The sequence below is a fragment of the Kitasatospora sp. NPDC033851 genome, from assembly GCF_055576085.1.
Window position 1 is genome coordinate 184,626 of record NZ_JBVIRL010000011.1, and the last position, 18,990, is coordinate 203,615.

Here is an 18,990-nt window from a genome sequence, read left to right on the forward strand (position 1 = left end):
GGACGGCCACCGGCAGCAGGCAGACCGTGGTCATCATCGGCGGCGGCCTCGGCGGCCTGTCCACCGGCTGCTACGCGCAGATGAACGGCTACCGCACCCGGATCCTGGAGATGCACGAGATCCCCGGCGGCTGCTGCACCGGCTGGGACCGCGGCGAGTTCACCTTCGACTGCTGCGTCAGCTGGCTGCTGGGCAGCGGTCCGGGCAACGAGATGCACCGGATCTGGCTGGAGCTCGGCGCCCTGCAGGGCAAGCTGATGCGCAACTTCGACGTCTTCAACGTGGTGCGCACCCGGGACGGCCGGGCGGTCTACTTCTACTCCGACCCGGACCGGCTGGAGGCCCACCTGCTGGAGCTGGCCCCGGAGGACGCCCGGCAGATCCGGCAGTTCTGCGCCGGGCTGCGCAAGTTCCGCCTGGCGCTGGCCCGTTACCCCTTCCTCAAGCCGGTCGGGCTGATGGGCCGGCGGGAGCGGTGGCGGATGCTCGCCTCCTTCCTGCCGTACTTCAACGTGATCCGCCGCTCGATCACCGTGCTGATGAGCGACTACGCGGCGCGGTTCCGCAGCCCGCTGCTGCGCGAGGCGTTCAACTTCGTCCTGTACGAGAAGCACCCCAACTTCCCGGTGCTGCCGACCTACTTCCAACTCGCCTCGCACGCCGGGCAGTCGGCCGGCGTGCCGGAGGGCGGCTCGCTCGGCCTGGCGCACTCGATCGAGGAGCGCTACCGGCGGCTCGGCGGCGAGATCACGTACAACGCCAAGGTGACCGAGATCCTGGTCGAGCAGGACCGGGCGGTCGGGGTGCGGCTGAGCGACGGCCGGGAGGTGCGGGCGGACATCGTGGTGGCCGCCTGCGACGGCCGGACGACCATGCTGGACCTGCTCAAGGGCCGCTACCTGAACGACACCTACCGCCGGCTGTACACCAGGACCATCACCGAGCCCGGCATGGTCTTCCCCGGGTACCTCACCGTCTTCCTCGGCCTGCGCCGCCCCTTCCCGGCCGGCGACCCGTGCACCACCTACCTGCTGGAGGACGAGCTCGCCGCCCGGCTCACCGGCATCCGGCACCCCAGCATCAACGTCCAGTTCCGCAGCCGGCACTACCCGGAGCTGTCCCCGGCCGGGACCACCGTGGTGTACGCCAGCTACTTCTGCGACATCGCCCCCTGGCGGGAGCTGAGCACCGGCCCCGAGCAGTCGCCCCGGCTGCGGCGCGGCGAGGAGCTGCACACCCTGCCGGTCGGCCGGGGCCGGGAGTACCAGCGCGAGAAGCGCCGGGTGCGGGACGCCGTGATCGAGTTCCTGGACGGCCACCACCCGGGCCTGAAGGACGCGGTGGCGGTCAAGGACGTCTCCACCCCGCTCACCCAGGTCCGCTACACGGGCAACTACGACGGCACGGTGCTGGGTTGGCAGCCCTTCGTGGAGAGCGGCGAGATCCTGGAGGAGGAGATCAAGCGCAACGGCCCCGGGCTGCCGGGCCTCGCGAACTTCTACCTCTCCGGTGTGTGGGCGACCACCGGCGGTCTGATCCGGGCGGCGGCGGCCGGCCGACACGTCGTCCAGTTCATCTGCCGGGACGACCGCAAGCCGTTCACCGCGGAGATCGACGACCACGCGCCGCCGCCCACCCTGCTCATCGAACCGGTCGGACCCGTCGACCGGCAGTTTGGAGTCACCTCGTGAGGATCGAGAAGTGGACCGTCCGGGAGCACGTGGACGGTGTGCCGGACATCGAGCGGATGTACCGCAAGGTCGTGGAGGAGCTGGACGTCCGGCTCGCCGCCGACGAGATGCTGCTGCGCACCCGGTACGTCTCGGTCGACCCGTACCTCCAGGGCATCGCGCTGGACACCCCGATCGGCGACCACATGGGCGCCGACTCGATCATGGAGGTGCTGGACGCCGGGCCGGCCGCGCGGTTCGCGGCCGGTGACCTGGTGCAGGGTTTCGGCGGCTGGCGCAGCCACCTGATCAGCAACGGCGCACCCAGGCTGTGGCAGACCGGCACCTTCCCGATGGTCTTCCCGGCCTTCCGCCGGCTGGACCCCGCCCACTACGACGAGGCGCTGCCGCTCTCCACCGCGCTCGGCGTCCTGGGCGGGCCGGGGATGACGGCCTGGGGCACGGTCGAGAAGTTCCTCGATGTCCGCGCCGGTGCGACCGTGCTGGTCAGCGGGGCCTCCGGGGCGGTGGGTTCGGTGGTCGGGCAGTTGGCCAAGCACCGGGGTGCACGGGTGATCGGCACCACGGCGACGCCGGAGAAGGCCGAACGGCTGTGGGAGCTGGGCTTCGACGGGGTGGTGCTGTACCGCGACGGCGACGCTCCGGAGCGACTGGAGAAGGAACTCGCCGAGCTCGCCCCGGACGGCATCGACCGCTACTTCGACAGCCTCGGCGGGGTGCTGACCGACGTGGTCTTCGGCATGCTCGCGGTGGAGAGCCGGGTGGCGGTCTGCTGGCAGTGGGGGAGCCAGGTCGGCGGCGGCTGGGCCGGCCCCCGGCTGCTGCCGATGATCATGTACCCGCGCACCACGATCCGCGGCATCTTCTCGCTGGAGTGGTTCACCGAGGAGAACTGGGCGGCGCTGCGGCGGGACGTCGGCGCGCTGGTCCGCAGCGGCGACCTGACGTACCAGCAGACCGTCCACCGGGGCTTCGACGGCATCCCCGCCGCGTACCGCAGCCTCTACCAGGACCGCTCGGCGAGCCGGGGGAAGGTGCTGGTCGAGCTCTGAGCGGCCGCGCCCGACTGCTCGGCGCTGCACGGCACTGCTCGGCACTGATCGGAAAGTGTTTCGCTGTAGTGGTTGACTGGTGTTCTACTAGACCATAACAATTCAGGGGCAGGCCTCAGGACCTCATCCACCGAGGAGACGCCCCGTGATCGAATTCCATGTGGACCGGACGGACAGCCTCCCGGCCTATGCGCAACTCGTAAAGCAAGTACGGGAAGCGCTCAGGCTGGGACTGCTCAAGCCCGGTGACCGCCTTCCGGCCGTCCGCGACGTCGTCGTCTCGTGCACGGTCAACGCCAACACCGTGCTCAAGGCCTACCGCGAGCTGGAGCACGGCGGCCTGGTCGAGGCCCGGCAGGGCTCCGGCACCTTCGTCACCGGCTCGCTCGGCGCCGTCGAACCCCACGACATGGCGCGGCTGCGCACCGGGCTCGCCCGCTGGGTCGCGGAGGCCCGCACGGCTGGGCTGGAGGACGAGGACGTCAAGGCCCTGGTCACCGCCGTGCTCGCCGAGGAGTCGGCCGCCGCCGAGCGCGACGCACGCCAGGCGGCCGCGCACCAGGGGGCGAAGGCGTGACCGCGGCCCTGGAGGTACGCGGGCTGACCAAGCGGTACCGGGGCGTGACCGCCCTGGACGACTGCAGCTTCACGCTCCCGGCCGGCGGGGTGGTCGCGCTGGTCGGCGCCAACGGCGCGGGCAAGTCCACCCTGCTGGGCATCGTCAGCGGCATGCTCGAACCCACCGCGGGCGAGTACCGGACGGACGGCCGGGTGGTGCTGCTCTCGCAGGACAAGCCGCTCTACCGCGACTTCAAGGTCACCGACATGCTGAACTTCGGCCGCCACACCAACCACGTCTGGGACCAGGCCCGCGCGCTGGGCTGGCTGGAGCGGTTCGACATCCCGCTGGACCGGCGCTGCGACAAGCTCTCCGGCGGCCAGCAGGCGCAGGTCGCGCTGGCCGTCGCGCTCGGCGCCTGCCCGTCGCTGCTCCTGCTGGACGAGCCGCTGGCCAACCTCGACCCGGTCGCCCGCAAGGCCGTCACCGGCGAACTGCTCGGCGAGGTCGCCGAGACCGGCATGACGGTGCTGCTGTCCACCCACGTCGTCGCCGAACTCGCGGGCGTGGGAGACCACTTGCTGCTCCTCTCGCACGGCCGGAACATCCTGGACGGCGACGTCGAGGACCTCCTCGCCCAGCACGTCCGGCTGAGCGGCCCGCGGGCCGAACGGCCGCCCGTCGAGGGGGAGACCGTCCACGAGAACCACACCGCCCGGCAGTCCACCTTCGTGGTGCGCACCCTGCTCGGCGCGGCGACCCCGCTCGACGCGCCCGGCTGGACCGGCCACCCCGTCACCCTGGAGGACATCGTGCTCGGCTACCTCAAGACCTCCCTCGGGGAGACCGGACGGTGAGCGCCCCCGCCACCACCCCGCCGCCCGCCGCCGCCACCCGGCCCGCGCCCGCCGCCCGGGGGAACCTGTGGCGCGGCATCCTCTGGCTCACCTGGCGCCAGCACCGCGGGCAGCTGATCGGCGCCGCCCTCCTCACGGCCGCCGTCCTCGCCTGGATGGTCGTCAACGCCGCCGACCTGCAGCACGCGCTCGACCTGTGCCACGGGCCGGACTGCGCCAAGGCCGTCGCCGACGACCGGCTCGCCAGGATCAACCACGGCGCCGACATCGCCGGCTACCAGCTCAACCTGGTCGTCTTCCTGCCCGCGATGCTCGGCATGTTCGTCGGGGTGCCGCTGCTGGCCAGGGAGTACGAGCACCGCACCGTACTGCTCGCCTGGTCCCAGGACATCAGCCCGCTGCGGTGGCTGTTCGGCAAGCTCGCCGTGCTCGGCACCGTCCTCGGCGTGCTGACCGCCGTGCTCGCCGCCGAGTGCCTGCACGTGGCGAACCTCGTCCACCTCGGTGCCCGGCGCAGCCTGTTCGAAGGGACACTGTTCCAGGCCGGCGGCTGGCTGCCGCTCACCCTCGCCCTCGCCTGGGGGATGGTCGGCGTGGCGGTGGGGGCGGCGCTGCGCCGGCTGCTGCCCGCGTTCGTGGTGGTGCTCGGGGCCTTCGGCGCACGCACGATGCTGATGGAGCAGCTGCGGCCGCACCTGATGGACCCGGCGACCCGGACGATCTCGCTCGCGGCCGAGCGGGGCGAGGGCATCGACCCGTTCGCGCCGGTGGCCAACGAACTGCTGCTGGACGGCGGCAAGCCGCCGTTCGTCGACGCGGCCGGGCACCTCCACCCGTACAACGAGGTGATGGGGCAGTGGTGCGGCAACATCCTCGACGGGCGGGCCGCGGCCTTCACCTCCTGCCTCCGGGAGCACGGGCTGACCGGCATCCAGCAGAGCCTGCAGCCGGCGAGCCGGCTGGGCACCTTCCACCTGATCGAGAACGGGCTGAACCTCGGGCTGTTCGTGGTCGCCCTGGCGGTGACCTGGTGGCTGGTGCGCCGGGCCCGGACCACGGTGTAGCGGGGGCCGGGGGAGGGGCCGGGGGAGGGGCAGGGGGCGGAGTCGGGCGGATCGGCGAGCCGATGCGGGCCGAGGCGCCCGCTCTGTTCGGTGCCTACGCGGTGGAGGACGGGGCCTGGGTGCCGTCCTGGCACAAGGTCCGAGCCTGGTCCGATGCGGGCCGGCCCCTCGCTGCGGGGCCCTCGGCATGAGGATCTTGGCGTGGCCCCTCGGTGTGGATGCCGAGGGGCCCGGGGCGGCGTCAGTTGAGCGTGAACCAGGTGCTGCGGGACTTCTTCCACTCGGGGTGGGTGAGGTCCTTGGCGTTGGTGCCGTCCTGGTAGAGGTCGGCGGAGCCGTCGTCGGTGATCAGCTGCGCGGCGGCGCCCGGGGTGTCCAGGTTCGGGACGTCCGGGACGGCCTCCCAGGCGCCGTAGTCGCCGGTCGGCAGGTCGATCAGCTTGACCGGCTGGGAGCCGGCCCGGCCGTCCCAGCGGTAGAGCGCGTACGGGGCGGAGTTGTCCTCGGCGGCCCAGGAGCCGGCCACGATCAGGTACTGGCCGAGGTCGTTGCGGCGGATGTCGCGGACCGAGAGCCCGCCGAGGTCCAGTTCGATCGGGTCGCCGAAGGCCGCGTGCGCGGCCGAACCGTTCAGCAGGGACGGGAAGTTGGTGACCGGCACCAGCAGCGCCCGGCCGCCGGTGACCGCCGGGGTGAGCGGCGCGCGGAAGCCGACGTAGGCGGTGCTGGTGCTGCCGGGGGCGAACTCCAGGCCCTCGACGTTGAACCCGTCGATCTGCTTGGGCACCTGGCCGTCGGCGGCGCCGGCCGCGAAGCCGTAGCGGTCGCCGTTGGCGGAGTCCCAGTCGATCAGGTCGTCGCGCAGGCCGTGGTACTGGCCGGCCAGCGAGAGCTGGGTGGTGGCGCCGGAGCCGGTGATCGTGGTGGCGAAGACGGTCTGCCGGTCGGGCTTGACCACGCCGTCCTTGTTGTTGCCGAGCGAGCCGGTCCAGTAGATGGTGTTGCCGACCCGGGTGGCGGCCTCGATGTCGATCTCCTTGGAGACGCCGAGGGCGGTGCTGAAGTCCCAGGTGCGCACCGGGGCACCGGAGTTGTTGCGGTCGTACAGGCGCAGGGTGTTGGACTCGTCGTCGCCGACCACGATGTAGCCGCCGCCCGCGTCCACGGCGGCCGAGGCGTCGCTGGAGCCGGTGAGGTAGCGGCTGGTGGCGGAGTACTGGACGGCGGCGGAGGCCGCGTAGTGCAGGGTGCGGGTGGCGCTCTTGCCGCCCAGGCCGGTGACCTTGATGGTCAGGTCGGTGTAGCCGACGCCCTGGGCGGCGACCGCCAGGGTGCGGGCGCCGCCGGTGCCGGTGACCGTGACGTCGCCGGTGCGGGCCACGGTGCTGCGGGTGGTGGCCGAGGCGGCGACGGCCAGCGCCGAGGCCGAGGCGCCGCTCTGCGCGACCGTCACGGTCACGGTCGGGTCGCCGGTGGCGCCGACCGCGCCGGAGAGGTAACCGGCCGAGAGGGTGATCGTCGGGGTGCCGTACGTCACCGCTGCGGCCGGGACGGCGGGCAGGGCGAGCACGGGCACCGCCGCGACGGCGACGGCCAGCGGCAGCAGGCGGCGGGGGGAACGCGACACGGTGGCAACCCTTCCACGGGTGGGGGGAGTTGGCGGAGGGTTGCCAGCCTGCGGGCGCTCGGCGAACGCCGACCCTACGTCGGCCCTACGTCGGCGGACGGCCCGGCGAACAGCAGGCCCCGGGCGGCCGCCGGTCGGGGCGCATCGTTCGTCGCGGCCTGGCGCCGGCGGTGGCCGTACGGCCTGGCGCGGGCGGCGGCCCTACGGCCTGGCGCGGGCGACGAGGAGCGGGCCGAGGACCCGGGTGCCGGGGCCGATCCGGCCGCCGGGGCCGGGCAGTTCGGTGGTGTTGGCGGCGGTGACCGGCCCGCCGCAGTGGCCGCAGGCCGTCACGGGCGTGGTGTCGTGCCCGCAGTCCAGGTGGCGGATCCGGGCCGGCGGGCCGGCCTCGCCCGCGTACCAGCGGTCGCCCCAGGCCATCAGTGCCATCAGCACGGAGTGCAGCTCGGCGCCCTTCTCGGTGGCCCGGTACTCCTCGCGCGGCGGGTGCTCCTGGTACTGCTCGCGGACCAGTACGCCCTCCTCGACGAGTCGGGCCAGCCGGGCGGCCAGGACCTTGCGGGAGATGCCCAGGTCGTGGGCGAGGTCGTCGAAGCGGTGGATGCCGGTCAGGACGTCCCGCATGATCAGCGCCGTCCAGGCGTCGCCGAACAGGTCGGTGGCGCGGGCGATGGAGCAGGCGACGTCGGCGAGCGAGGTGCGGGTCATGGCGACCAGGGTAGTTGGGTTCCCCGAGGAAACCCATCCCTGATAAGTTCCCTCAGGGAACCTGAATGTTTCGTGAGCGTCCCGAGGGAGTTCAGCCATGGGCACCACCCCGCACATCGAGCTCGACGCGGCGTCCCCGGAGGCGATCGACGGCCGGCACATCCGCGCCCTGTCCTTCCAGGCCGTCCGGATGGAGTACCTCGCCGAAGTCGCCCCCCGCGGCGAAGGCCGCCCCGCCCTGGTGATCGGCGGCGGGCGCGGACTCCCGGCGGCCGGACTGGCCCGGCTCGGCTTCCGGGTGGCCGCCGTCGACCCGTCCCCGGTGGCCACCGGACACGCCCGGGCCGCCCATCGGCGGGACGGCCTCACGATCACCGACCTGGTCGCACAGCCCGAGGAACTGCCCTTCGGTGACGGCGAGTTCGAGCTGGTCTACTGCGCCGACACCCTCGAGGTGACCGGCGACCTGGACGGGGTCCTCGGCGAGGCGGGCCGGGTGCTCGCCCCCGGCGCCACCCTGGTCTACGACACCGTCAGCCGCACCGCCCTCGCCCGGCTGGTCTACCTCGGCGCCTTCCAGGCCATCCCGATGACCCGGATCATGCCGCCCGGCCGCTACCGCGCCGACCGGCTGCGCACCCCCGCCGAGGTCGCCGCCGCGCTCGCCCGGCACGGGCTGCGCAACCAGGACGTCCGCGAGTTCAAGCCGCGGAACCCGCTCAACCTGGTCCGGGCGGTCCTGGCCCGCCGCGGCGGCCGGATCACCGACGAGGAGATCCCGCCGCTGGTCGACTTCGTGCTCTCCCCGGCCGCCCGGCCCCAGGTCACCTACCTCGGGCGCGCGGTGAAGGACTAGGTGTTCTCGCTCGTGACCCCGGCGGCCCGCAGGCGCCGGAGGACCGCCTCCCACTCCGGGGCGACCGGCTCGGTCCGCCGGGTGCCGACGCCCCGGTCCTTGAAGCCGCTGGAGGTCGACACGCACACCACCGGGCCGTCCGACAGATCCGGCTCACCGAGGCTGCGCAGCCCGGCCAGGCCGGCCGCCGCGGACAGCTCGGTCCACAGGCCGGCGCGGGCCAGCTCGCGCTGCGCGTCGGCGAGGCTGTGATCGTCCAGCGTCAGCGCCCGGCCACCGCTCTCCCGGACCGCGACCACCCCGCGGTAGCCGCTCACCGGGGAGGCGATCGAGTAGGCGTTGCTCGGACTGACCGTCACGCGGGCGGCCGGGAGACCCTGCTCGAGGGCCCGGGCCAGCGGGCCGGAGGCCGCCGCCTCACAGGAGTGGATGCGCGGCACCCGGTCGGTCAGGCCCAGGCGGCGCAGCTCGGCGAAGCCCTTCCAGACGCCGAAGAGCAGCTCGCCGTACCCGGTCGGGACGAACACGGCGCTGGGCACGCCGACGTCCTGGAAGATCTCGTACGCGACGGTCTTGTAGCCCTCGGGGCCGTACGTGTGCCCGGTGTGGGTGGTGGTCAGGTTGCTGACCGGGTGCAGGCCGAGCCGGTCGACGACCTGGCGCAGCAGCGGCCAGCGCGCCTCCCACGGCACCGGGAGGACCACCGCGCCGTAGGCGTTGAGGAAGGCGGCGACGTTCGGCGGGAGGTCGGGGCCGGTGAACACGACGCAGCGCAGCCCGGCGCGGGCGGCGTAGGCGGCGGCCGAGGCGCCGTGGTTGCCGGAGGAGGCGACCGCGATGCCGGGCGCGCCGACACCCACGGCGGCGCTGACGGTGCAGCGGTTCAGCCGGTCCTTGTGGCTCCAGGTCGGGTTGCGCGACTCGTCCTTGACGTACACCCCGGGCTCGATCTCGACCAGCGGCGTGGCGCCCTCGCCCAGGCCCGGCGCGAGCAGCGGCGGCAGCAGCGGGGCCCAGCGCTCCAGGCCGCCGCGGGTCGGGGCGGGGGCGAAGAGGCTCGCCGGGTCGGCCTTGTCGTAGGCGTAGTCGACCTCGACGGGGTAGGAGACGTCCTCGGTGCTCGTGCGCGGGCAGCCCGCGGTGAGCGGGGGCCAGAGCGGGTAGTCGAGGTCGGGGTCGCCGAGGGAGCGCTGGCCGGTTGCGAGAGAGTCTGCTGTTGCCATGTAAGCAGCCTAATGGTGTTTCAGGTGCTACCGGGTGGGGTTTGTGATTCCGGTGCGCGCGGGCACACTCACCGGGCCGGTCGAGGTCGAGAGCCGGTCGAGAGTCGGGTCGGACAGGAATCGGGGGAACGATGGACAGCGGCGTACGGGCGATGGTGGAGGCGATCGGCGAGGCGCGGCGGCAGCTGCGGGAGAACGCGCAGCCGAAGGCCCGCGAGAGCGTACGGGACAAGGTGCCGGGGCCGGAGGAGGCGGCACTGCTGGGCGCGCTCGCCGAGCTGGTGGACAGTGCCGGGGAGTTGGTCGGTGCGATGGCCGAACGGATGACCACCAACGCCACCTGTCGGACGTACGCGGTCGCGGGCCGGCGGCTGCGCGACGAGGCGAACAACCTGCGGGGCGACGCGAGGGTCGCCGCCGATCGGGTGAAGTGACGGCCGCCGGTTCCCCGTGGGGGTGCCGGCGGCCGTCGGGTGATGCGGGGCTGGTTCAGGTCCAGCAGTGGCTCAGCGGTGGCTGGGGAACTGCACCACCTGCTGGTAGGTGGGGCGGTTCTGCCAGGTGGTCTTGGTGTCCGTCACGCCGCCCAGCGGGCGCTGGATGATGGTGTCGGCGCACCACTGGTCGCCGGCCGAGCAGTCCGCGTCGCCCGGGTAGACCTGGGCCGGGGTCTGGGCGGCCGCGCGCTTGAGGGTGTCCAGCAGGACGCCCCGGCAGGCGGTCAGGTCGCCCCCGCCGCAGAAGGGGCGGGCCAGCGGGCCCTTCACCTGGTCGCCGAGGACGGCGCGCAGGTCCTTGTCCAGGTAGCTCCACCAGCCGTACTGGAAGGCCGAACCCTTGTGGGGGATGCCCTCGTTGGCGCTCACCGGGCCGCCGCCGGGACCGGTCTGCCCGCCCGAGGGCGACTCGTTGATCTGCAGGGCGCCGGTCAGCGCGGCGAACAGCTGGTCGCCGAGGCCGGGCCGCATGACGCCTTCGGACACCAGCGGCCACCAGGCGTCCAGCACCCGGATCGCGGCCGCGTCCGCGTAGGCGTGGCTGCCGGGTGAGGTCTCCTTCCGCTGCGCGCCGTCGGCGAGCCAGGTCTCCAGCTGCTGCAGGGCGGTGAGGGTGGCCGGGTCGGTGACCGGCGCGCTGCGCAGCACCCGGACCAGGTCGGGCAGCACGTCCTCGGCCCGCAGGTCGGCGAGCGCGGCGCCCTCCATGGCCTGGGTGAGCGAGACCCGGCTGACCTTGCCGCCGCTCCGCAGCAGTGTTTTCACCCGGTCGTCGAGCAGGTTGCCGCGGTGCACCGAGCCGTTGCCGAAACCGGCCGAGGTGTAGCCGTTCGCCTGCTTGTTGTTCCAGGAGACGTAGTAGTCCTGGTCGACGGACTGCGGGTGCTCGGCCGCCGGGGTGTACCGGGCGGTGTTGGTGGCGGGGTCGAAGTCCGCCCACTCGTAGCCGGGTTCGGCGCGGACCGGCAGTCCGGCGTCGACCCCCGGCGCGCGCACCGGATTGCTGCCGGAGTTGTAGTACGCGATGTCGCGGGAGTCGGCGTAGAACCAGTTGAAGGTGTAGTTGATGTCCTGCGCGGCCTGCTGGAAGCTCGCCGCGTCGTGCACCGCGCCGGGGTCGTTGAGCTCCTGGAAGCCGATGATGGAGTCGGCCTCGTGGCGGTAGGTGGAGCGCAGCGCGGTGAAGGCGACGGGTGCGCCGCCGACCGTGCCGCGGGCCGTGACCAGGCCGTACTTCGAGCGGTACATCACCAGGGTGTAGGAGCCGGCCGCGGTGGAGTCGGCGGTGGTCGGACTCCAGGCGTTCTTGCGTTCCAGCCGGTCGAAGGGCAGGCACTGGCCGTGCCAGAGGTAGGAGCCGGCGGCCGTGGTGACCGGTGAGCCGTCCGTGGTGCAGAGCGGGACGGCGTAGCTGTCGGTGATGTCCTGGCCGGCGGAGGTGGCGCTCCAGGCGTAGTCCTGGCCGCGGCCGAGCTGCACGTAGAAGCTCAGACCGGCGAAGGCGGCGCCGCGCGCGCTGATCCCGGGGCCCTGGATCTCCTCGAGCATCAGCAGCTGCGGGGCGAAGTAGCCGGTCTGCGGGCCGAACACGGCGACCGGGTGGCCGTCGTCGGTGTGCGCGCCGGAGACCAGCAGGGCGTTGGACATGCCGTGCTTGGCGGTGAGCAGATTGCCGGGGAGCACCCCGTCCGCCTTCGTCGCGGCGGTGTTCGCCGAGCCGCCGGCGTCGTAGATCATCCGCTCGGGCACCACCGAGCCGGGGTCGGGCAGCGCCTCGCCCTGCGGCTGGTCGGGCACGGTCGCGTACGGGAAGCTCTGCCCGTCGTGCAGGGTCTGGACGGCCTCGGGGTCGTCGGCCTCGCGCAGCGACTTCCAGACCGCATCCCCGGCGTCCGTGCCGTAGCGGGCCTCGGCGGCCGACTTGACCTGGGCGGAGGCGAGTTCGTTGCCGCCTCCGGAGCCGAACAGGGCGCCGACCACGGAGGCGAGGGCGACCAGGTCGGTCAGCTTGAAGGGCTCGATCGACCCGGCGTTGGTGATCGGGTCGATGTGCCCGGTCAGGTCGTACTCGCCGGGGAAGGTCCGGGAGTTGTAGGACTCCTCGGCGTACTGGTTGATGCCGTCGAGGTAGGCGTTGGCATCGGTGAGGGCCCGGGTGGCCCGGCCGCCGCGGGCGGCGATCGCGTCGATCTGCTGCTGCAGCTCCGCCTCGGTGTACGGCGCGGCCTGCCAGAAACTCTGCTCCAGCTGGCGGTTGGCGGCTGCCCCGCCCGCGAAGCCGGACAGCTGGCCGCGCCCGACGTGCCGGAAGAGGTCCATCACCCAGAGCCGGTCCTGGGCGGCGGCGTAGCCCGCGCCGAACTCGGTGCCGTAGCGGGTGGTGCCGGTGATGTGCGGGACGCCGGTGGCCTTGTCGCGCACGATCGTGACGTCCGACCGGGGGCTGGTGCTGCTCGCGACCTGGTCGGCGGGGACGCCGAAGGAGGCGTCGTTGAAGAAGTCGCGCAGCTTGGCGTCGGTGAGGCCGGGGTAGCCGGAGGCGAGCGAAGCGTACGGGCCGAGCTGGTCGTCGGTGTGGGCGGGGCGGGTGCCGAACATCCGGTTGAGCAGGATGTCGGCGAGGGTGGCGTTGCCGTTCTCACCGGGCGGCAGGATGTCGGCGCAGTGGCCGCCGCAGTAGTCGCCGGCGGCGGCGCTCGTTGTCGTGGGGGTGGTGGGGGCGGCCGCCGCGGTGGGGGCGGTGGTCAGGGCAGCGGTGACGAGCAGGGCCGACGCGAGGGCGGCGGCCGGGAATCGGAGGGGGTGGGGGCGTAGGCGCAAGGCGGACTCCTCCGTCGAAGCCACGGGGAGTCGACGGTAGGGGTGCTACTGACCGGTTGGCTAGTGGCGTGCATGCCATTTCCGTTGGAGCGGCGTGAAGTTGACGGGCCGTGGGCGGTGTGGCGGTGCACCGTCGCTCGCGCGTGCGGTGACGCCGCTGAAGGTCAGCAGGTGCCGGTCGTTGGTGACGGCGTACAGGTGGGGCTGCCCTTCACCGTTGCCTCGAGGTCCGCTGCGCAGGGCCACAGGTGGGGGCGGCGAGGACGGCCGGGCCGGTTGTCGGTGCTGTCGGCTATGGTCGGGCGCGTCGGAGGCAAGATCGTCCGTCGGAGCGCGGTTGAGGAGGGGGTGTGCCGTGGTGGAGACAAACGCGGCGGGGAGTGCGGAGGCGAGTGCGGACGTGGTGGGCCTTCGGGAGCTGCCCGCCGGGCTCACCCACGGGCCGAGCCGCGAGCGGCTGGCGGCCGGGGGCCTGCCCCGCTCCTTCGCGTACCTGGACCTGGCGGCGTCCTGGTACGAGCCCTTGCGGACGGCCGCGACCTGGTACGACGAGTTCCGGGAGGAAGGCGCCGAGACCCTGATCGTGCTGGGGGAGGCGCGGTACGAGGACCGGTACGGGGGCAACCTCGCGGATGTGCTGCTCGACGGGGCCACCGGCGAGGTGTACCTGGCCTGCCAGGACCATTCCGGTGCCCTGCGGCGAGACCTGCTCGCCAGCGGTCTGGAGTCGCTGGTCGCCCTGATGATCGAGGTCGAGGCCGTCACGGCCGGCGCCGACGAACCGTACGAGCCCGAGGACGGCGAGGAGTTCGAGCCGCGCGGCCCGGAGACGGTCGCCGAGGCCGTCCGGATCTCCCTGGAGCGGATGCGCCAGGCCGATCCGGAGCTGTTCCGGCGGACGGACGACCGGCCGGCGCACTGGGAGACGGCGACGCGGGTCCGGGCCCTCGCCTGGGGAGCGCTGCCGGGCGAGCCGGACGGCCTGCGGTACGCCATCGACGCGGCCCTGGTCGAGGACCTCGCGGTGCTCACCGACGGCACCGTCCGGCGCTTCCACGAGGACGACCTGCCGGCGGTGCTCAGCCACGCCCCGACCCGGCGGCTGCTCACCGGGCTCGGCCTGCCGGTCTCCACCCGGGGGATCTTCCGGATCGACCCGGTGGGGCCGCTGTTCACGATGGCGGAAACCTTCCCGGACTCCTTCGAACCCGATGACCCCGAGTACGGCGAGGAGTACCGCCGCGACTACCAGGGCGAGTTCCTGGCCTTCGGCGACTGGCCGTACGACTTCACCATCGCGCTCGACGGCGCCACCGGCCGCCTCGAACTCCCGGCCTGGTTCGACGACGGCGAGCCCGCCGCGTACCTGCACCGCGACGTCTCGGCCATGCTCTACGTGGTCTGGACGTACGAGCGCCTGCGCGCCGACCGGCGCCACTGGGACGGCGGGCACGCACCGGTGCCCTGGGAGGCCTTCCACCCGCGGGAACTGCTGGACTGTGCGGCCGAGGAAGCCCTGCGCGCGCTGGACCCGGAGGCGTTCGCGTCCGAGACGCACTTCTGGCCGATCCGGATCGACGACGGCCACATGGGGAGCCTGCTGGAGTAGCGGCGGGCGGGCAATCAGGGGGTTCGGCGGGCCAGGCGGCCGGCGAGGCGGGCGGCGGCGGTGGCCGCGTCGGTGCTCGGCAGGCGCGGGGCGAGGTCGGCGAGGTGGTGGAGGAGGTGCTGCCGGATCGGGCCGGGTGAGGTGGCCACCGAGCCGGTGAGGACGAGCGGTTCGGCGGGCACGGCGGTGGCGCGGACCAGCGCGGCCAGGTGGCCGGCGCAGGTGCGGGCGATCGCGAGGGCGGTGGCGTCGCCGGTGGCGGCCAGCCGGGAGACCAGCGGGGCGAGGTCGGCGAGCCGGCGCGGCGGGCCGTCGTAGGCCCACCGCAGCAGCCCGTCGGGGGAGTCGGCGGCGCAGTGGGCGCGGACGGCGGTGCCGAGCGGGCCGTCCGGGTCGGCGTGCGCGTGCCGAAGGGCCTCCCGGCCGAGCCAGAAGCCGCCGCCTTCGTCGCCGAGCAGCCAGCCGAGCCCGCCGTGGCGGGCGAGCGTGCGGGTGCCGTCCAAGCGGACGCAGATCGTGCCCGTCCCGGCGATCAGCACGGCGCCCCGGCCGTCGGTGACGCCGCCGGAGGCCAGGGCGGGGACGGTGTCCGGGACGAGCCGGACCGGGCAGTGGAGGCCGAGGGCGGCGCGGGTCCGCCGGGCGAAACCGTCCTGGTCGGCCAGCGCCCCGTACCCGGCCAGGCCGACCAGGCAGGCCGCGACCCGGGCCGGATCGCGGCGCCCGAGTGCGGCCGACACGGCGGCGGCCAGGTGTTCGACGGTGCGGGCCGGGTCCTGCCCGGCGGGGTTGGCGCCGCCGCTCTCGCCCCGGCCGAGCGGCGTGCCGACGGTGTCGAGGAGGACGGCGCGGGTGCGGCTGCCGCCCGCGTCGACGCCGAGCTGGAGGGTGGTCACGGGGGCGGCTCCGGTGGGCGGAGGGGGCCGGCCGCGCTGGGGCTGGCTGATCGGCGGTCAGTCTGCCAGGTGCAGTGCCGTGTCCGCCGGTCCCTGGGCGAAGCGGGTGAAGCGGACCTGCAGCCCGTCCCGCTCGGGCGAGGCGCAGAACGGTCCGGCCGCCGCGGCTGCTCCCGGGGGCAGCGGCGCCAGCCGGACCAGGCGCCAGGGGCCGTCTTCGCAGCGGGCGCGGACCGTCACGGCGTCCCCGCTGCGGCTGGCTCTGACGGTGACCCGTCTGCCGTGCCACTCGGGTACGGGGGCGAGCGACCAGTCGGAGACGCCGCGGGTGACGACCGCGCCCAGGTGCGGGAGGCCGTCGCTCATCTCGACCCCGGCCTTGATCCAGGTCTGCGGGTCGACCCGGACCAGCAGGCCGGCCTGGTCGTAGAGGGCGCCGAAGTCGGCGACGAAGGTGACCTCGGTCGCGCTGCCCGGCGGGAAGCCGGTGAGCAGCGCGTGCCCGTCGTCGCGGACGAAGCCGTAGCTGGTGGTGCGCCAGAAGTCGCTGCGGCCACGGGCGGTGACCAGGAGGTCGGTCCCGTCGGTCCGCGCCTGCTCGGGCTGGTTGAGCCAGCTGCCCTCGTGCCAGGCGATGTCGCGGGGCGGGTGCATGGGAGGCCTTCCTTCCGGTCTGCCAGCGGATGGCTGCAATTTTCAGAAAGGGCCATTCAACACCCGCCCGGGTGGGCTTGGGGAGGTTTGTCTGGGCTTCGGCACGTGACGGATCGGGAATCGCCGGATCGACGCCGGCCGACCGGTCGTGACACCCCCAGGTAGCGGAACTCGCGTCGAGGAACCCGGAGTCGAGGAACCGGAGTCGAGGAACCGGGGTCGACGAACCCGGAGTCTAGGAGGTCCGGGTCGAGGCACTCCGGCGTGCGGGCGGGGCGATGCGGACCCGCTCGGTGGCGGGGGCCCGCTCGATGTCGTCCAACTGGGCGAGGATGGTGGCGCGCAGGTCGTCGTCGTCCTCGAAGTGGTGGTCGTTGAAGAGGGTGTAGCCCGTCCACATCAGGTTGGCGCAGATCCGGGCCGGCACCCGGCCGGTCTGGGCGCCCAGGCCGACCAGCGCGACCGACCGGATGGAGCTCGGCTCCAGCCGGTTCTGCCGGTGGACCGCCTGGAAGGCGGCGGCGCAGGCCAGCGCCACGTTCAAGGTCTCGCTCACGTTCTGCGAGGAGGTCTGCATCGTCGGGGCCGAGATCAGGAACCGCGGGTTGACGGCTCCGGACGGGACGCACACCGCGCTGCCGACCGGCAGCGAGCCGGCGTGCCCGTCGCGGATCGCCTTCTGCACCCGCAGCTGGATGCCCGCGCCCAGGTGGCGCTTGATCGCCGCGTCCGTCCCGCCGTCCATCCGGCCGCGGGAGTTGGTGGGGCTGACCCAGGCGTCGGCCTTGGTGGCGAGGATCGAGGCGTGCCGGATCTCTATCCCGGGGGTGTCGGCGAAGGCCGCCCGCCAGGACTCGACCACCGTCGCGTTGAGGTCGGTCAACACCACCTTGAGCGGCGACTGCGCACGGTCCGTGGTCATGCTGAAGCTCCTGTCGTTCGGGGGTGGTTCCTGCTGACGTCGACGAAGCTAGCGCGCGCCACTGACAATCCGTCGGCGCCCGTCGGCGCCCGCCCGGCCGCCGCCCCGGGCGGCCCGGATTGTCACTCCCGGCTGGTAGGACTGTGGTGTCCGCCAGGAGCCTGACGGATCGTCATCTGTCGTTCGCCTGCCACCCGTCTGTCATTCGTACGGCCCCGACCAGCCGGGCCGCCTCACACCCTTAGGGCACCACCATGAGCGCTGTCGACACCCCCGCCACCCAGCCCGACCCGAACGACCCGCTCGCCCTCGCGGAGCTGTTCACGGGCGGCGGCGAGCCGTGGCTCCCGTTGCTGAAGCCGGTCATCGAGGCACAGTCCGGCGCGGCCTCGTTCATCGGCCCGGGCCGCGGTCCGGACGTCGTCCCCGTCCGCGAGCTGACCTTCCAGGCGCTGAAGCCGCACGCGCCCCACAAGTGGAAGGTGGTGGTCTTCGGTCAGAACCCGTACCCGCGGCCGGAGAGCGCCACCGGCATCGCGATGTTCGACAACACCTTCCACGACTGGAAGGACAGCAAGTTCGGCCGGGTGGTCAGCATCCGCTGCATCATCAAGGCCGCGGCGATGTGGAAGTACGGCATCCCCAAGAAGACGCCGATCGCCGACATACGGGCGCTGCTGAAGGAGCAGGAGACCGTCCAGCCGCCGGAGTGGTTCCAGGCGATGCTCACCCAGGGCGTGCTGCTGCTGAACGCCGCGCTGACCGCCAGCAGCGACGGCGCGATGGGGCCGGACCAGCACACCGCGTTCTGGCGGCCGGTCGCCGAGCGGATCGTCGAGGAGATCCTCCGGGCCAAGCAGCAGGCCGCTGAGGAGGACCGCTACGTGGTCTTCGCGTGGTGGGGCGCCCACGCGCGCAACCTGAAGAACGTCGTGCTGCGGCTGCAGAAGAAGTACCCCGAGGTCGAGGTCCGGCACATCGACCACGCCAACCCCGCCGCCCAGGGCGACATCTTCTGCGACGGCGAGCACTTCGCGACGGTCAACGCGGCCCTCGCCGCGCTCGGCGCCGAGGAGGTGGACTGGCTGCCCAGCACCGGGTGGAACGCGCACTCGGCCGACGGCGGTGGCGGGGCGGACGGCGCGGTCGCCGAGCGGATGGGCGCCTTCATCGCCTCCACCATGGAGCTGCACCAGCTCTACCTGGACCGCCTCGCGAGCGTGAAGGACGAAGGCCTCGTCCTGCCCGCCATCACCGGTGTGTTCGACACCCCGCTGATGGGCTTCCGGGAGGCGGCGGCCCCGGTCGCCGAGGTGCTGCGCGGCCTGGACCGGCATGTGGCGCTGTCGCACGACTTCGGCAAGCGGCGGGCGGACGAGGCGGCCGCCGGTCTGTCCGCCGACGAGATCGCCGCGCTGTACCTGTACACCTGCGAGTCCGCGTTCTACCGGGAGATCAACGCCGTCCTGCGCTCGCCGGACCGCGGCCGGCTGGTGCCCTACCTCCCGTACCTGCGGCTGCTGTTCGCGGCGGTGTCGCGGCTGCCCGTCCGCACCGAGCCGCTCTGGCGCGGCGTCTCGCTGGACCTGCGCCGGCAGTACCCGCTCGGCAAGACGGTGACGTGGTGGGGCGTCTCCTCCTGCACGTCCAAGCTCGGGGTGGCGCAGGCCTTCCTCGGCAGCCGCGGCAAGCGGACGCTCTTCGAGGTGCGCCCCGCCCGGGCCGCGGGCATCCAGAGGTTCTCGGCGTTCACCGGCGAGGAGGAGTTCATTCTGCTGCCGGGCACGCAGCTGGAGGTCACGGACGTCCGGGCCGAGCGCGGCGGCCTGTGCACCGTGACGCTGACCGAGCTGGCGGAGGCGCCCCTGGTGTCCTGAACCGGCCTCGCCGCCCCTCGTCCCGGAATCCGGACGCCGGACACCCGGACGGCCGGACGCCGGACACCCGAACGCCGC

General features: G+C 73.3%; 16 protein-coding genes. 9 read left to right on the forward strand and 7 right to left on the reverse strand.

The window, feature by feature from the left end; all coding sequences use genetic code 11:
- Positions 1-26 precede the first annotated feature (26 nt).
- From ACZ51D_RS22345 to ACZ51D_RS22365, 5 genes are all read left to right on the forward strand, one after another.
- On the forward strand, positions 27-1,691 hold the full coding sequence (locus tag ACZ51D_RS22345) for a phytoene desaturase family protein (protein ID WP_465621410.1): 1,665 nt from the start codon (positions 27-29) through the stop codon (positions 1,689-1,691).
- Complete coding sequence (locus ACZ51D_RS22350; RefSeq protein ID WP_465621322.1) at positions 1,688-2,743, forward strand: MDR family NADP-dependent oxidoreductase; 1,056 nt, start codon at positions 1,688-1,690, stop codon at positions 2,741-2,743. Before ACZ51D_RS22345 ends, ACZ51D_RS22350 begins: the two co-directional genes overlap by 4 nt.
- 145 nt (positions 2,744-2,888) lie before the next feature.
- Positions 2,889-3,320, forward strand: coding sequence for a GntR family transcriptional regulator (locus ACZ51D_RS22355; RefSeq protein ID WP_465621323.1), 432 nt, complete (start codon positions 2,889-2,891; stop codon positions 3,318-3,320).
- Positions 3,317-4,159 carry an ABC transporter ATP-binding protein gene (locus ACZ51D_RS22360; protein WP_360498929.1) on the forward strand — a complete coding sequence of 281 codons (843 nt, stop codon included), beginning with the start codon at positions 3,317-3,319 and terminating at the stop codon, positions 4,157-4,159. Before ACZ51D_RS22355 ends, ACZ51D_RS22360 begins: the two co-directional genes overlap by 4 nt.
- Complete coding sequence (locus ACZ51D_RS22365; protein ID WP_465621325.1) at positions 4,156-5,223, forward strand: hypothetical protein; 1,068 nt, start codon at positions 4,156-4,158, stop codon at positions 5,221-5,223. Before ACZ51D_RS22360 ends, ACZ51D_RS22365 begins: the two co-directional genes overlap by 4 nt.
- Positions 5,224-5,464: 241 nt before the next feature.
- On the opposite strand, the gene ACZ51D_RS22370 is transcribed toward ACZ51D_RS22365, so the two are convergent.
- Together ACZ51D_RS22370 and ACZ51D_RS22375 are read right to left on the reverse strand one after the other, a co-directional pair.
- Positions 5,465-6,799 carry a hypothetical protein gene (locus ACZ51D_RS22370; RefSeq protein WP_465621412.1) on the reverse strand — a complete coding sequence of 445 codons (1,335 nt, stop codon included), beginning with the start codon at positions 6,797-6,799 and terminating at the stop codon, positions 5,465-5,467.
- Between the two features lie 252 nt (positions 6,800-7,051).
- On the reverse strand, positions 7,052-7,558 hold the full coding sequence (locus tag ACZ51D_RS22375; protein WP_360498933.1) for a winged helix-turn-helix transcriptional regulator: 507 nt from the start codon (positions 7,556-7,558) through the stop codon (positions 7,052-7,054).
- 97 nt (positions 7,559-7,655) lie between these two features.
- On the opposite strand from ACZ51D_RS22375, the gene ACZ51D_RS22380 reads away from it, so the two are divergent.
- Positions 7,656-8,414: a class I SAM-dependent methyltransferase gene (locus ACZ51D_RS22380; RefSeq protein WP_465621327.1), complete on the forward strand. Its 759-nt coding sequence runs from the start codon at positions 7,656-7,658 to the stop codon at positions 8,412-8,414.
- Here ACZ51D_RS22380 and ACZ51D_RS22385 read toward each other — a convergent pair.
- Complete coding sequence (locus ACZ51D_RS22385; protein ID WP_465621328.1) at positions 8,411-9,637, reverse strand: threonine synthase; 1,227 nt, start codon at positions 9,635-9,637, stop codon at positions 8,411-8,413. The genes ACZ51D_RS22380 and ACZ51D_RS22385 overlap by 4 nt on opposite strands.
- A gap of 131 nt (positions 9,638-9,768) precedes the next feature.
- Between ACZ51D_RS22385 and ACZ51D_RS22390 the strand changes: the two genes are divergently transcribed.
- Positions 9,769-10,071 carry a hypothetical protein gene (locus ACZ51D_RS22390; protein ID WP_465621330.1) on the forward strand — a complete coding sequence of 101 codons (303 nt, stop codon included), beginning with the start codon at positions 9,769-9,771 and terminating at the stop codon, positions 10,069-10,071.
- 72 nt (positions 10,072-10,143) lie between these two features.
- Here the strand turns inward: ACZ51D_RS22390 and ACZ51D_RS22395 are convergent, their stop codons facing one another.
- Positions 10,144-12,954: a penicillin acylase family protein gene (locus ACZ51D_RS22395; RefSeq protein ID WP_465621331.1), complete on the reverse strand. Its 2,811-nt coding sequence runs from the start codon at positions 12,952-12,954 to the stop codon at positions 10,144-10,146.
- Between the two features lie 355 nt (positions 12,955-13,309).
- Between ACZ51D_RS22395 and ACZ51D_RS22400 the strand changes: the two genes are divergently transcribed.
- A complete protein-coding gene (locus tag ACZ51D_RS22400; protein ID WP_465621333.1) occupies positions 13,310-14,563 on the forward strand; it encodes an SUKH-4 family immunity protein in 1,254 nt (417 codons plus the stop codon).
- Between the two features lie 14 nt (positions 14,564-14,577).
- Here the strand turns inward: ACZ51D_RS22400 and ACZ51D_RS22405 are convergent, their stop codons facing one another.
- The 3 genes from ACZ51D_RS22405 to ACZ51D_RS22415 form a co-directional block, all read right to left on the reverse strand.
- Entirely contained in the window at positions 14,578-15,459 is an 882-nt protein-coding gene (locus ACZ51D_RS22405; RefSeq protein WP_465621335.1) for an N-acetylglucosamine kinase, read from the reverse strand.
- Between the two features lie 57 nt (positions 15,460-15,516).
- Positions 15,517-16,113 carry a DUF1349 domain-containing protein gene (locus tag ACZ51D_RS22410; protein WP_360498944.1) on the reverse strand — a complete coding sequence of 199 codons (597 nt, stop codon included), beginning with the start codon at positions 16,111-16,113 and terminating at the stop codon, positions 15,517-15,519.
- A 235-nt stretch (positions 16,114-16,348) separates the two neighbouring features.
- Positions 16,349-17,035, reverse strand: a complete 687-nt coding sequence (locus ACZ51D_RS22415; RefSeq protein WP_465621337.1) for a macro domain-containing protein — start codon at positions 17,033-17,035, stop codon at positions 16,349-16,351.
- A gap of 254 nt (positions 17,036-17,289) precedes the next feature.
- Here ACZ51D_RS22415 and ACZ51D_RS22420 point away from each other — a divergent pair, with 254 nt between their 5' ends.
- Positions 17,290-18,912, forward strand: coding sequence for an ADP-ribosyltransferase domain-containing protein (locus tag ACZ51D_RS22420; RefSeq protein WP_465621339.1), 1,623 nt, complete (start codon positions 17,290-17,292; stop codon positions 18,910-18,912).
- The last annotated feature ends 78 nt before the right edge of the window (positions 18,913-18,990 follow it).